Source organism: Ferruginibacter sp., from assembly GCF_028288465.1.
GTDB lineage: Bacteria > Bacteroidota > Bacteroidia > Chitinophagales > Chitinophagaceae > Ferruginibacter.
Window position 1 is genome coordinate 79,421 of record NZ_JAQBNR010000024.1, and the last position, 13,140, is coordinate 92,560.

General features: G+C 38.2%; 15 protein-coding genes. 4 read left to right on the plus strand and 11 right to left on the minus strand.

What is annotated here, in order from left to right:
- Positions 1-45: 45 nt before the first annotated feature.
- The 8 genes from JWR61_RS12275 to JWR61_RS12310 form a co-directional block, all read right to left on the minus strand.
- Positions 46-741 carry a hypothetical protein gene (locus JWR61_RS12275; protein WP_301928092.1) on the minus strand — a complete coding sequence of 232 codons (696 nt, stop codon included), beginning with the start codon at positions 739-741 and terminating at the stop codon, positions 46-48.
- 163 nt (positions 742-904) lie between these two features.
- A complete protein-coding gene (locus JWR61_RS12280) occupies positions 905-1,372 on the minus strand; it encodes a DUF805 domain-containing protein (protein ID WP_301928093.1) in 468 nt (155 codons plus the stop codon).
- A gap of 69 nt (positions 1,373-1,441) precedes the next feature.
- Positions 1,442-1,726 carry a hypothetical protein gene (locus JWR61_RS12285; protein WP_301928094.1) on the minus strand — a complete coding sequence of 95 codons (285 nt, stop codon included), beginning with the start codon at positions 1,724-1,726 and terminating at the stop codon, positions 1,442-1,444.
- Positions 1,727-1,947: 221 nt separating this feature from the next.
- Positions 1,948-2,250, minus strand: a complete 303-nt coding sequence (locus JWR61_RS12290; protein WP_290336090.1) for a hypothetical protein — start codon at positions 2,248-2,250, stop codon at positions 1,948-1,950.
- A 150-nt stretch (positions 2,251-2,400) separates the two neighbouring features.
- Positions 2,401-2,955, minus strand: a complete 555-nt coding sequence (locus tag JWR61_RS12295; protein WP_301928095.1) for a hypothetical protein — start codon at positions 2,953-2,955, stop codon at positions 2,401-2,403.
- A gap of 152 nt (positions 2,956-3,107) precedes the next feature.
- Positions 3,108-4,034: an ABC transporter six-transmembrane domain-containing protein gene (locus tag JWR61_RS12300; protein ID WP_301928096.1), complete on the minus strand. Its 927-nt coding sequence runs from the start codon at positions 4,032-4,034 to the stop codon at positions 3,108-3,110.
- 92 nt (positions 4,035-4,126) lie between these two features.
- Positions 4,127-5,557, minus strand: a complete 1,431-nt coding sequence (locus JWR61_RS12305) for an SET domain-containing protein-lysine N-methyltransferase (protein ID WP_301928097.1) — start codon at positions 5,555-5,557, stop codon at positions 4,127-4,129.
- A gap of 17 nt (positions 5,558-5,574) precedes the next feature.
- Positions 5,575-6,714 carry a hypothetical protein gene (locus JWR61_RS12310; RefSeq protein ID WP_301928098.1) on the minus strand — a complete coding sequence of 380 codons (1,140 nt, stop codon included), beginning with the start codon at positions 6,712-6,714 and terminating at the stop codon, positions 5,575-5,577.
- Positions 6,715-7,134: 420 nt separating this feature from the next.
- Here JWR61_RS12310 and JWR61_RS12315 point away from each other — a divergent pair, with 420 nt between their 5' ends.
- A complete protein-coding gene (locus JWR61_RS12315) occupies positions 7,135-8,340 on the plus strand; it encodes a cytochrome-c peroxidase (protein WP_301928099.1) in 1,206 nt (401 codons plus the stop codon).
- Positions 8,341-8,352: 12 nt separating this feature from the next.
- Here the strand turns inward: JWR61_RS12315 and JWR61_RS12320 are convergent, their stop codons facing one another.
- Complete coding sequence (locus JWR61_RS12320; RefSeq protein WP_301928100.1) at positions 8,353-9,000, minus strand: fibrobacter succinogenes major paralogous domain-containing protein; 648 nt, start codon at positions 8,998-9,000, stop codon at positions 8,353-8,355.
- Positions 9,001-9,973: 973 nt separating this feature from the next.
- Here JWR61_RS12320 and JWR61_RS12325 point away from each other — a divergent pair.
- Both JWR61_RS12325 and JWR61_RS12330 read left to right on the plus strand, forming a co-directional pair.
- On the plus strand, positions 9,974-10,459 hold the full coding sequence (locus JWR61_RS12325) for a hypothetical protein (RefSeq protein ID WP_301928101.1): 486 nt from the start codon (positions 9,974-9,976) through the stop codon (positions 10,457-10,459).
- 136 nt (positions 10,460-10,595) lie between these two features.
- Positions 10,596-10,976, plus strand: coding sequence for a DUF1801 domain-containing protein (locus tag JWR61_RS12330; protein ID WP_301928102.1), 381 nt, complete (start codon positions 10,596-10,598; stop codon positions 10,974-10,976).
- A gap of 4 nt (positions 10,977-10,980) precedes the next feature.
- Here the strand turns inward: JWR61_RS12330 and JWR61_RS12335 are convergent, their stop codons facing one another.
- Positions 10,981-11,436, minus strand: a complete 456-nt coding sequence (locus tag JWR61_RS12335; protein ID WP_301928103.1) for a CAP domain-containing protein — start codon at positions 11,434-11,436, stop codon at positions 10,981-10,983.
- Between the two features lie 119 nt (positions 11,437-11,555).
- The gene (locus JWR61_RS12340; protein WP_301928104.1) at positions 11,556-11,753 is read right to left on the minus strand and encodes a hypothetical protein; all 198 of its coding nucleotides are present in this window, start codon (positions 11,751-11,753) and stop codon (positions 11,556-11,558) included.
- 161 nt (positions 11,754-11,914) lie between these two features.
- On the opposite strand from JWR61_RS12340, the gene JWR61_RS12345 reads away from it, so the two are divergent.
- Positions 11,915-13,015: a histidinol-phosphate transaminase gene (locus tag JWR61_RS12345; protein WP_301928105.1), complete on the plus strand. Its 1,101-nt coding sequence runs from the start codon at positions 11,915-11,917 to the stop codon at positions 13,013-13,015.
- Positions 13,016-13,140: the final 125 nt, after the last annotated feature.

Consider the following 13,140-nt stretch of genomic DNA (forward strand, 5'->3'; position numbering starts at 1 on the left):
CGCATTAGCAAAAATAAATTTAACGCCAGCCTTTAGGTAAATTTGTCACCCAAATTTTATATTTATATTTTGAGTTGTTTCTTTTTGATTAAATAGTTTGGCTGATAATTTAAAGTTCCCCTCTTTGAAAACTTTAAAAACATATGCCACGCCATTTTTTGATGAACAAATAATATTATCATCAAAATATAAATTATACTCTCCCTTGGATCCCGCAAATCTAGCAGGCCTGTATACATACAGTAAAGCAAAAGGAGACTTAGAGGTAAAATTTATTTTTTTGCCAGATACATTTGCTGGTATAGCCTCAAATAAAGTGTTATTTGTTGGGCCTGATTTCTTTTGAGTCCATATTGTATCCGCCAAAAGATATTTACCCGCCACTTTATCAATAAATATTTGGTAACTGTAAAAGTCATTCGTTACGGTCTCTATTTTGGTAACCAAATGATGTGCCCCAGAAAAGCTTTTCATTTCTTCGGTTAATTTTGCACTTCCCGAAATATAAGTGAGGCTATAAGTACAATCATTTAGCCAACTCACTTTCCATAAGCTACTGTCTCCTGTAGCCAAGTCTGTCTCTTTTTGAATATCATCTTTACGATTTAACTGATATTGTTTGGATGTATTTTTAGGATAAGAGTAAAACACTCCTTCATTTACATCTTTACAGTTTTTTACCTGAGCTAAATCTTTCTCGAAAATTAAGCAGGCCAATAAAAGAAGCAACAGGTTTTTCATTGTAATTAATTTAAATAGAATGGTGGTTAATGTTAATAGGTTAGTGATTTTTCTTTAATTGTTTTATTTCAATCTTTTGACTTTCTTATCTTGGTCAACTTAAGTCAACAAAAAAGAAATCCCTCTTACTAACAAAGCAAGAGGGATTTGATTATGGAAAATATCAATTCTTTAACCTACCATCCGCCGACACTGCTTTTTGTTCAAAATCAAATTCAGGGCCTGCCGGGTTTTTAGGATCCTCTCCATAGTTATTTGCAGACCGGTTGCCATCGGTAAAAAACCATACCAGCAAAATGATGGCGCCGATCAGAGGAATAAGGGCAATGAAATAATACCATCCGCTTTTGTTCAGGTCGTGCAAACGCCTGACAGCAACAGCCAAGCCAGGAACTAAAGTACCAATAGCTACGACCATATAGACCGTAGAACCCAATACGGATAAAACCGTCATTCCCTTTAAAAGCCCGGTAAGGGCAATAGCATAAAAAGGAATGACCAAAAGAAAATTAACCAAAGCAAAATTCCAATATTCGGCCCGCCTGGCTCTGCCCTGAAAATTTGCATAGTTTTTAAAAACTACTTTTTTCCACCAGTCAATCATGTTGTAATTTGATTCTTCTTTTTCCATGTCGATGTTTTTTGTGTTTAAAAATGATAATGAACGTATTTAAATAGCCTTAAAAACTTTTTTAAAGAATTATAGATGCGGACCAGGTAATGCAAAAATTTGCAGAAGACCAGCAGTGATATTACAATTCACCATGACGTTTCCACTTCCCTCTTGAAGTACACATGCAGCAACAGCTTTTCTCTTATTTAGTGGTGTCGCTACCAGCCATTTTTCTGCATTGGTTATATCTTGTTCGTAGCGGGTATAATTTTCGCTTGTAAACAACTGAAGATCTAAAGGGAAGTCAAAATCCTGAGTGAATGATTGTAAGCAAAAAAATGTGAGGGCGATGAAGCAAAAAAGTGTTTTCATGGCAGCATAATTCTGTGTAAAGCAATTTATTTGGACAAAATACTGACATGAAAGATATAGAAAAATTGTGATTAATAATTTTTCTATAGAGGGAGGTAAAAGCGAACTGAAGATAAAGCCGAATAAATGTTGAACAAGTTGGTTAAATGCATACATTATACAAAAACAGGCTAAGACTTTTTTTTGTCTTAGCCTGTTACAACTTAATTTTCTTTCCTGTTTTATTTTCCAACCTTCTCAATCTCCAGCGCATCATCTGTAATGGTGCCGCTGATCGTTACTTTCTGACCAATAAAATTGGCGACTTTTTCAGGATTGTTGATGGTGTATACTTTTTCTCCAACAACAAAAACTGGTTTGGCTCCTGCGGCGATGCACTTTTTAGCACAGGCGGCATGATCTTTTTTATTTCCTTTTACGCCGCAATCAGAATCACTGATATAACCCGTCCATTTTCCTTTATCAAATGCATAGGTAACAGCAAGGCAAAAACATGATACTACAAGCAACAGATACTTTTTCATAATTGTATATTTAGTGTAATCAAATTTAATAATTTGCCCGGCAAAATCCTATCATTTAAACACTTTTTGTTTTAGCCGTATGCGGGTAATATAAAACTACAAACTGCTATAAGCCAGAAATTCCATGTTTCCAGGCTGCATGCTATTATCTCAATTATTATTAAACGCAGATCCAATGCTGTGCATTAAACTCGATACGGGCCCTTCCATTTTATTGGTATTATCATCCAAAGTGGTATCGTGCAGCAATTCACCCATGTTCAAAGCTGCTGGCAGATACAGTAAAATGGTATTGCGCTGGTTTTTGAAAAAAGATTTTACTTCTTTGATCCCCCCATCTTCTGGAAGATTTGCCTTTACCACCTGTACAGTTTCACTTGCAATTTCATTTATTTTTTTAACCGGATCCAGACCTGACTGGTGGGCGTAGGACGAAATAGTTTGAACCGCCTCTTTTCTACTATCGGGGAAAATTTTATCCAACCAGTTTGTATTCAAATTACCTTGCAAAAATTCGGCAGCACCATCGTCAGACTGAACATATTTATAAAAAGCAGTTAGTACCGCAGGTATTGCAGCCTGGCTGAATCTGTCTTCATTGGGCGTATCCGCACCCAGCACTACTTCCTGTGTATTTGGATCTATTTTTTGTAATGCAGGATATCCTAAGTTTTGTTGTACTGTTTCTAAAAGATTGATTGACATAATTCCTGATTTTAAAATGTTGTGAAATGATTCATCCCAATCAGGTTGTAAAATCGTGCCAACAATATTGAAATTAAGGGACCCGGATAGAGCAGAGAAATAACCATTATCAGATATAGCAAGTTAAAGGACAAATTTCCAGCAGAGATAGTCTACATAACATCTTCCTCTGCCAAAAAAATGGCGGCGATTTCAACATCGATGTCTTTTTCTACCGGCACATTTACAGATTCAGATTCCAGCCGGCGGGTAATATCGCTCAGGGACGAAAGACGTTCCATGGTATATGGAATCGTATCGAGACCAGAGGCAAATTTTAAAATATAACTATAAACAGCAAACAGGCTTCCGGCCATAATAGTAGCACTATGTAAACTTTTTGATGCTATCAGCGAAACCGTAATTACCAGCAATACCATCAGCTCCATAAATCCAAAATTCCAGGCTTCTTTATCAGAAATACCAATCTGCCATTTACGCAAATTGGTATAATGACGATGAATATGAACAGGGTTTCCGGCTGAAATAATATCTACCTGCCTTTCCAGTTCATCATTTTTGCTTTTATTCAACCGCATCATTTTTTTACCATACACTCTGCTGATCAGCACTACCGGGACCATCATAATCAGACAGATACTAACAATGAGTTTATCATAGAAAAACAAAATAATTAAAGAACCAAAAATGTTATAAGCTGCTTCAATAACATATACCAGGTCATGCTCCAGGAAATCAACAAATTCCCTGGCGAGTGTTGAGTGCGCTGTTAATTTTGACACATCCGGCGTACGGTATTTTCTGCTCACAATGCCGGTAACCATAGATGTATAGATGGCTGAATACGTCCGGGTATCAAACATGTGCCGCACCGTACCAATGATTAAATAAGCAAGATGCACTAATGTTAATATAATCAAACCACGATAACTGCCTTTTATCAACTCGTTGATAGCCTCGCCAAAAAAATAAAAGCGCAACAGGCTCCCCAGCATTTCGAGGGAGAACAATGAATACGTAAGTATCAGCTGATACCTGTGCTTCATAATGAGATTACGCAGTATTTTAAAATTAGCCATTGCTTGGTTCTTTAGATGCTTAAATCAACTAAATGAAAATCGCCTGTGAAATAGAATTTGTTGGGGTTAGTAAGTGGGCACCCGGCGTTGCTTTATCCGTTGCGTGAAATTTCCCTGGTGGTTACAGAATTATTAATCATTCCTGTAATCCTTCCACGGCAATTTTGCGAACCGCAACGACAGTCAAAAGGCTCCATATTTTCATCAAGAAAGGTTGAATAGTCGAGGGTTAGTTCTTCGCCTTCCGGAATATTTTGTAATGCAATTACGTTTAAACCTTCATAAGTGGTGTTCGGATTACAACTGTGATTTTGAGGAGCCCAGTTTGCCGGGTTATTATCCCACAGCAAAAATACCTCTTTACTCAGTGGATATGCATACTTTTTAAAAATATCCTTTTCTTTTTCTTCCCAGCAACCGTTTACATAGTTACGGGTAACGATGCGCTGGGCCAGCTCCTCCCCTTTGAAAATCAGCTCATTAGCTGCTATATTTTGGGTAGAATAAATGCCATAACCGGCGATGGAATTGCCTTTCATGATATATTTTTTCTGCTTCCTTTTATGGCGTGCTATTCCTTCGGATATTATTTTTTGCAGAAAACCGGCCTGGCCGACTCCATCGGCTTTCAGAATATAATCCGCTGAGCCTTCGTACCCGTCTTTATAAAAAACAGAGCAGGTAAAATTGATCTCCAGGAAAAAAATATCTTGTTTATCATTCACCCGAAAGTCAAGCCTTGCATAACCAACACCATCAAAACCCTGAAAAATTTTTACTGCGGCATCTTTCAATTTCGCCTCCAGTTCCTGGTCATCGCAGGGAATATTTGCTTCGGGATGCAGTTCAGAAGTTTTTAAAGCGTAGGTTTTAAATTGAAAACCTGTTGGAAAAATATATTCAACCGGTTTAAAAACCGTGCACTTTTTTTTGTTATCCGCATCAGCCACAAGCATAACTGTAAACTCCCGACCTCCAATATATTCTTCTACCAGCAGTGGCCCGTACTCTTCAATAATATCTTCACTTTTTTGCAGCAACGCAGCTTTATCATACACCAGGGATTGTTGATCAACTCCTAAACTATCGCCCGCTTTCCCAGGCTTAACAAACAATGGATATTTTAAGTGGTTGCATTCTCTTTCTATGTCAGCAATAGATTCAACCAACGCAAATGCAGGTGTTAGTATGCCTTCTGTATAGGCGACATATTTCATCAGGTTTTTTGGCGGATCATATAACATTGAAGATGGACCTGTAAAAGGCAGATTCAGCATCTCCATAAAATAAATAACGTCTATAGATGGCACATTCCATTCCAGGTAACCTTCGCAAAGATTTACAAAAATATCATAGTTGCTTTTCTTCAGTTCTTTCAATTGCTTGTAAACTGAAAGTTTATTTAGTAGCACATGATGAAACAGCGCATCTGGCAACAAATGACTTAAATCCCTTGCAGGATCATAATACTGATAATCCACGTCAGAAGTAGCATAATCCGGTTGAAGAACGCAAATTTTCATTGTTGATATGGTTAAGGCTAAGCCAGCCGTATATTAATTTGCTTGGCTGAATGGCGTAAAAAAGCATCATTAATAATTTCCGCAACAAGTTCAGTAAACGTGTTACTGCTCAGGCGAAGAATAGCGCCGATAGAAGTAAAATCTTCATCCTCGCTAAGACCACATTGCGCATTTACTTCCAGTACATATATTTTACCGGTTGCCTTGTCTATTCTTAAATCCACACGGGTATAACCACATCCTTTTGTAGCAACATATGCATCCCAGGATATTCTTTTTATTTCGTCAATCAAACCCGGATCCGGTAACTGATATTCATAAAAATTTTCTTCGCCAGGCATAGGTGTTTCATCTTCATAAATTTCCCACAGCCTGTCGAACGATAAAAATTTTTCCTGTTCGGGCAATGATGGATGAAATACTCTTTCTACCGGCGTATAAATTTTAGCAGTCTCGGGATAGTTATATGAGCCGGAAATGAGCACAGTAAATTCCGGGCCGGTAATAAATGCTTCGGCGATCAGGCCATCTGCAGCAAGATTCCATCCGCGATAACCGAAAAACATTTTATCAACCTGTTCTTTCACCTCTCCTGAATTATGCACCACATTCTGAATGCCCACGCCCATACTACCTGCCGAAACAGATGGCTTTATAATTACCGGTATGCCAAATGCTTCACAAATTCCACCGCAATCCTGTTCGTTATCATGGATGGCCACCCAATTTGCGGTAGGTACGCCTGCATTATCGAACGCCAGTTTCATTGGAATTTTGGAAGTGGTAATGCGATAAAAATATTCATCTGCACCTGTATAAATCAGTCCTTTTTCTTCCAATAATTTCACTACAGATAAACCCGGGATTCCATTTATTTCATCCCCATCACAAAGATTGAACACCACCGGAATTTTATCACCAAAATCTTTTTCCTTTTCAATCAGGTTGACAATGCTGATGTAATTTTTCATCGTAACGGGTTGCCATTTCCATTCGATACCAATTGCTGTAAAAACTGTATCATATTCAGCAATGCTCTGGCTAAAATCATAATAGTAATCAATATTGGTATCGTTGCTTTCAACAAGCGGTGCCAATACCCACACTTTGATTTGATGTATTGAGTAAGCTTCCAACAATGAATTAAGTGCGGTCATAAAAATAGTATATGCTGATGGACAGTCAGTATTTCAGGATTATTCTCCGATAGCTAAATTAGTTGTTGCAGGCAATCAAAATACACTTTACGAAACTTCGCTTAATAATTGTGAATAAGATGTTATTGACGCACTTCTTCTGCGGCTCTATTGAATTAAGTTAGTTGAAAATAAATCGGGTGCAATACAATTTACAAGAGGTAAAAAATGGTATTTAAGCAACCAATCTAGCTATTAAATTTAATGGTTGCATGAAAACTCCGGTAAAAATAAAATCTGATTTTTAGTAACATGTTGTTACCTAAAAAATCTGTATAGTGCTTCACCGCAGCATTTCTTCCTCAATCTTTCTTCAATTGACCGGCTGGCATTTCAACATATCAATTAACTTAGCTTATAACTTTTGCTGCAAACCTTATTATGCCAAGTCGTCTATTATTTGTGATAATATTATTGACCGGATTAGTAATCCTGTTTTGCACTGCCTGTTTACAAGCCGGAGACAAAACTGAAGCATCGCACCCGAAGAAGGCTGTCTCCGATCCCGGCTCTGTAAGTGCGTTGCCGTTGACTGTTATTCATCCCAGGCAAAATCCTTTTACTAATGAAAAAGCAGCTTTGGGGCGTTTGCTGTTTTATGATCCAATTTTGTCCGGCGACAAGGATGTGAGTTGTGCCAGTTGTCACCATCCTGAATTTGGCTACGCGGAAAATATTGACTTGTCTATTGGTGTAGGCGGCGTAGGGCTCAGTTCCAGCAGGTATTTTCGCCATGCGGACATTGTGCCACCTACCAAAAGAAATTCTCAATCAATCTTGAATACCGCCTTCAATGGCATTGATATAAACGGGGATTATGATCCTGAAAAAGCACCCATGTTCTGGGATCTGCGTGCCACCAGTCTTGAAGACCAGTCACTGCATCCTATCCGGCAGTTTGAAGAAATGAGAGGGACAGCAGTTAAAGAAAAAGAAGTATTAAATACAATAATAAGCCGCTTGGGTGCCATACCTGTTTACCGTACACTATTTAAAAGCGTTTTTGGAAGTGACACATCGATAACATCCACTAATCTTGCAAAAGCGATAGCCTGCTTTGAACGAACACTCATTGCCAATCAATCCAGGTTTGACCTTTATATGCGTGGACAGTCGGCGGCACTTTCATCATCCGAAAAAGAAGGCTTTACCCTTTTTATGAATGCAGGCTGTGCAAGGTGCCATAGCGGCCCTATGTTTTCGGATTTTAAAGTACATATTATGGGCGCCCCGGATGCTGATAAAAGAAAAGATATTGATTCAGGCTATCATAACAGTTTTGCATTTCGTACACCTTCGCTGAGAAATCTACGCTTTACCTGGCCGTACATGCATAGTGGTAAAATTACTAACCTGGAGAATGTGCTGACTTTTTATGAAGACCTGAGAGGCAAACCTTTAAAAACAAAGTATGTGCCGGAAGAACAACTTGACTCCCTTGCAAAACAAGTGAGGATTGAGTTTAAAGACATACCGAGAATTGTTGAATTTCTAAATACACTGAACGATGCAGGATATGATCATTCCATTCCTGAATCTGTGCCCAGCAAACTGCCTGTGGGAGGAAATATCAAATTGAAGAAATAATCGATAATACTACTAATTGCTATTCTTAACGCAACGAACAGACATTCCAAATTGCTTTTCAAGAAAATACATATAACAGTCGGTGAGATTGTACGCCATATTTCTTTCGACAGCCGTGGTTGCATCGTGTTCTTTAATTGTCCACCAGTAACCATCTGTACCCATTCCTCCGAATTCGCCCATAACATTTCTGACACCGCCGGGGAGTGCACCAAAACCACTTTCATTGGTAGCTCCTGTATTGGGACTTTGCCATAATCGTGTAGCTTTTAATTTTCCACCGGCAACGGGATCTCCACCAAGGGAGTCCACCAACATAACCCACTCCTCTTTAGTCGGAATATGCCATCCCTCAGGAGCTAATCCCCTTGGATCATTTACGGCATACCAGTTATATAACTTTCCGTATTGAGCGTTGGCTGTATCATTATTATAGTAACACCAGGCACCTGTTTTCAGTTGGTCCCATGTTGCATTGTCTGTAACCTGCGGTATTGGGTCGCCATTTCTATAAGTGGTCACATCCAGGTTTTTCTGCATCCAGGTTTTTTCAAATATTTTGATGCCTGGTATATCAGAATTAAAACTTAGTTCTTTTTGACAACTCGCCAGCGACGCCAATAAAAAAAGTAACACAGAAAAGGATTGCAGATTTTTCATTTACGGTTTTAATTATTTCCTTAGTATTCAGGTTATCGTTGAAATATAAGCAGTTTATTTAAATTTATTCGACGTTTCAATTTAGCTTAAACAGACTGCTCATTCGCTTAACCAACATTTTATTGTTTTATAACGATTTTTTACTGAAAATTTTTAGCCCTTAGAACAAAGTTCATCTTTATTTCCTTAATACCAAACCAACTTATGCCCATTTAGCTTCAGATTACGATCGTTAAGTTTAGAGTATTGTAAACTTTGTAAACGAATATTGTATCTAAAATTTATCAAACTCGTATACTTTATACCTCCCAGCAAAAACCATGTCATTTTTCAGCTTTAACTATTACATCATTCCAAAAAAGTGTGTATCCATTCGAAATTCATTTATTCAGCAACAACAAACGTTATATTTTACTGCAATGAAAACCCTTCAATTAGCTTTTCCAGAATTAGAGCACTAAAGTTTTAGAAACCAATATATCATCTTATACTAACTAACTGCTTTTGAATCCGACTGTTTGAAATTCACTTTAATTGTTTGTAAGTATTGCTAAACAGTAACCGCTTCGTACAGCAATCCCGACTATACTTGTCATCCAGTAATGACTCCCGGTCAAGATCAGTAACTAAACAAAACTGACTATCTAATTCCGGTAAGCTTCATCTTGCTGTTATGCCGAAGGCGATTGATAAAATATAAACGGGGAAAATAATTTCAAAGATTTGCATAGCAGCCATTTCTTAAAGTTAAAACTATTTATTCAAAATTCATATAGCATTAACGGCCGCTTCTGTAGTACAATTTACCTGCTCATGGGCCAAGGAATTATAAGTGGTTCAACAGGTTCCGCGGAATAAAGGTATATAGAAATAAAAAAGCAGTTTATCCGTTATTAGCCCATATCCGTTTGATATATATAATTAATATCTCCTTTAGCCAAAGACTACCCCCAGGAGCCGAAAACAATAACATTTGAAAAAGAAAATATTATTAAGTTCGTTGGCTTTGCTTTTGTTGTTTACCACGCAGGCACAACAATGGTGGAAACCGACTAAAAAAGAATTTTTTGGTTATGGAGCTTTTGCACTATCAGGTGTATCGTACGGTTTTAACCAGGCTATTGAGCATCACAGTTATGGCCTGGGAAACGACTTTACCGATATCAGCAGAAGTTACAAAAGAAAGTATAAAAACTTCGATGATGGAGATTTCAGCGAAGCTTATTTCGGAAGTACAACGTTCCTGGTCTGGACAACTGATGCCTTTCATCTGACCAACACTATTGACAAAGGATTTCTAACTACCGGTATTGTTTTAAATACCTGGGATATAAAAAGCGATCTTCAAAAATATAATAAAAGAGACCGGTGGAAAGTCATCGTTTTTAAAAAAATACTCCTTCCTTTAATCATCCAGCACCTCTCCTTTGAACTTACTTTTACCAATCTGCACAACTAACGTTGTATTACAACCAGTGATAAATAATTGTATACTTTAGCAGCAACGGGATTATGCAAGTGTGTTATCCCATGATTGCGCTTTGTTCAGTATAAAAATTAGGATAAAAATCAAAAACGTAATTGAATTATTTTCTTTGCTTCCTGAAAATGAGCGGATCATTGTGGATGTATTAAGGCAAATCATTGCTGAAAATTTGCCTGCATATTGCCGGGAGAAAATTTCATATAATGTTCCATTTTTCTTTGGATATAAAGGCATTTGTATTGTATGGCCAGCCACTATTCCAAAGGGAGGAATTAAAGAGGGTGTGTTGCTGGGGTTTTGGCATGGCAACAAATTAAAAGATGCAGATAATTATTTAGAACACGGAACCAATAAACAGGTATTTTACAAAATATTTTTAACGCCTGAAGAAATTGACGAACAGGCCATCAAGAAATTGTTATTGGAAGCTATCCGGCTAGACGAATCATTTTCGAAACAATTTTTGAACCGGTTAAAAAACCTTTGTTGAATACTTATCCACCAAAAACTTCAGTATAAAAGATACGGCCCTGCCTGTCACGCGCAATACCGATACCGATGTATTTAAAGTGCCCTAGCATATTGCGCCTGTGCCCGGCAGAATTTTTCCATAAACTAACCACCTGGCTTCCGGACGTTGCGCCATAAGCCACGTTTTCTGCAAAGCTGTGCAGCTGTGGAATTTGCCGGCTTGCCATTGCATTTCTTTTTGCAAAACCATCGTGCCCGAATGCTACTTTACCTTTTGCCATATCCATGCTATGTTGGTGCGCAATGGCATTTAATTGTTGTTGCATAATTAATCCGTTTAACCCTTTTGACTTTCTGAATTGATTGGTGAGGCTGAAAACATCCTCAACAATTCCGGTTTCACCCCGGGTAACAAATGAACTAAGGCTTACTACAGCAATTAAGCAAGCGAGGCTGATAAACAAGACGGTTGGTTTCATGGATATTTTAGTTTGGCTGGAAAAAGCAATTTTTGTACCAACAAAACTTACCAAACAATGCTGATCAATAAATACTCCTTAACAGGATTGTAAATAAAATATGCTTCCTATAAAATATTTTAGCGCATCTTTTTGGCAGCAAGTTTCACTCCGGTAACAATGCCTGTTATAATGCAGATCAGTACGGTTGCCCCTATTACAAAAGGAGTTATTGTTTCCCGGTGAAGCTGCATGAGCAGTTTAGTTTCCAGCACGGCCAGTAATAGCCCAGCCAGTACGCCTGCGGCAAAACCGCTTATTCCGTAAACAATTTTCATACTTGAAGTTAATGAGTAAAATGTAAACAAAAATCCACCCAATTAGGTAAGTTGCCAGGCAAGCCCAAACATGTAAAAATGCAATTCACTTTACAGCTTGACAGCCACTTTCTATTTTGACGAAAAGTTAAAAAAGAAGTATCTTTCTTAAAATCATTTTTATGTTATACAATCGTCGTTTGTGGTTGCAACAAGCGGTTACAGCGCTGGCTGCAACCGTAATTTCAACAGATACAATTGCAGGAGTAAATTCTTCTTTGCTTCCTGCTGCGCATGCCATTTTATTGAACAGCAATGAAAACCCATACGGCCCTTCGCCCTTGGCACAGAAAGCTATGTTGCAACATTACCTGTCAAGTAACCGCTATCCTGATGACTATATTTTGTCGCTCAAAAAAAAGATAGCAACGCACTGGCATGTTAATGCGGAAAACATTTTACTGGGCGCCGGATCTTCTGAAATAATTGGTCTTACCTGTTTGCTTGTTTCACAAAAAAAGAAACAAGTTATTACCGCCGAACCGGGTTACAAAGTGTGGAATGGCCAGGCTGCTTCGTTTGGTCTTGAGTTTAACAAGATTGCTTTAACCAATGATAAAAAAACAGATCTTGAAACCATGCAGGCGAAGATTAATAACGAAACCGCGATGGTATATATCTGCAACCCCAATAACCCCACAGGCACATTTGTTGCTGTAAATAGCCTGAAAGATTTTGCCGGAGAGGCGGCAAAAAAAACGATGGTGTTTGTTGATGAAGCCTATACTGAATATGCGGACATCGAATCACTTTCGGGCCTTGCCGTAACCAATCCCAACATTGTGGTGGCCAAAACATTCTCCAAAGTGTACGGACTTGCAGGCGCCAGAATTGGTTACGCAATTGCACACCCCGACACAATCGCGAAACTTGCTGCACGTCAGCCATGGGCGGATGGCGCTATCAGTATCGTATCTGCCGCTGCTGCCATGGCTTCGCTGGATGATAAAGCTTACGTAAAAGACATTCTTTTAAAAACAGCCAGGGCCAGAACGATGTGTACAGAAACATTTCAGCAGCTTTCGCTGGAATACATTCCCAGCAGCACAAACTTTATATTGTTCAATATTGATACTATAAAAAAAGACTGCATAAAAGAGTTGGAAGCAAAAAATATCCAGGTGCAAAGCCGCAATCATTTTAATGGCCGGTGGTGCAGGGTAAGTATGGGTACAATTGCAGAAATGAAAATATTTTGTGAAGCGCTGAAAGGAATTGTATAAATTTAAAAAAGTGACTGCCAAATAATCCTTTAAAAATTTCTTGATGGGTTTTTAAGGATTGTTTACGTGAACGAGCAAGGGACATAATTTTTCTGCCAGCAAAGCTAAGGCAGAAAAATTCTCAA

What these genes read in the sequence shown, in the direction of transcription:
- JWR61_RS12275 (WP_301928092.1), bottom strand. Translation starts at nt 741, where the DNA reads ATGAAAAACCTGTTGCTTCTTTTATTGGCCTGCTTAATTTTCGAGAAA.
- JWR61_RS12280 (WP_301928093.1), bottom strand. Translation starts at nt 1,372, where the DNA reads ATGGAAAAAGAAGAATCAAATTACAACATGATTGACTGGTGGAAAAAA.
- JWR61_RS12285 (WP_301928094.1), bottom strand. Translation starts at nt 1,726, where the DNA reads ATGAAAACACTTTTTTGCTTCATCGCCCTCACATTTTTTTGCTTACAA.
- JWR61_RS12290 (WP_290336090.1), bottom strand. Translation starts at nt 2,250, where the DNA reads ATGAAAAAGTATCTGTTGCTTGTAGTATCATGTTTTTGCCTTGCTGTT.
- JWR61_RS12295 (WP_301928095.1), bottom strand. Translation starts at nt 2,955, where the DNA reads ATGTCAATCAATCTTTTAGAAACAGTACAACAAAACTTAGGATATCCT.
- JWR61_RS12300 (WP_301928096.1), bottom strand. Translation starts at nt 4,034, where the DNA reads ATGGCTAATTTTAAAATACTGCGTAATCTCATTATGAAGCACAGGTAT.
- JWR61_RS12305 (WP_301928097.1), bottom strand. Translation starts at nt 5,557, where the DNA reads ATGAAAATTTGCGTTCTTCAACCGGATTATGCTACTTCTGACGTGGAT.
- JWR61_RS12310 (WP_301928098.1), bottom strand. Translation starts at nt 6,714, where the DNA reads ATGACCGCACTTAATTCATTGTTGGAAGCTTACTCAATACATCAAATC.
- JWR61_RS12315 (WP_301928099.1), top strand. Translation starts at nt 7,135, where the DNA reads ATGCCAAGTCGTCTATTATTTGTGATAATATTATTGACCGGATTAGTA.
- JWR61_RS12320 (WP_301928100.1), bottom strand. Translation starts at nt 9,000, where the DNA reads ATGAAAAATCTGCAATCCTTTTCTGTGTTACTTTTTTTATTGGCGTCG.
- JWR61_RS12335 (WP_301928103.1), bottom strand. Translation starts at nt 11,436, where the DNA reads ATGAAACCAACCGTCTTGTTTATCAGCCTCGCTTGCTTAATTGCTGTA.
- JWR61_RS12340 (WP_301928104.1), bottom strand. Translation starts at nt 11,753, where the DNA reads ATGAAAATTGTTTACGGAATAAGCGGTTTTGCCGCAGGCGTACTGGCT.
- JWR61_RS12345 (WP_301928105.1), top strand. Translation starts at nt 11,915, where the DNA reads ATGTTATACAATCGTCGTTTGTGGTTGCAACAAGCGGTTACAGCGCTG.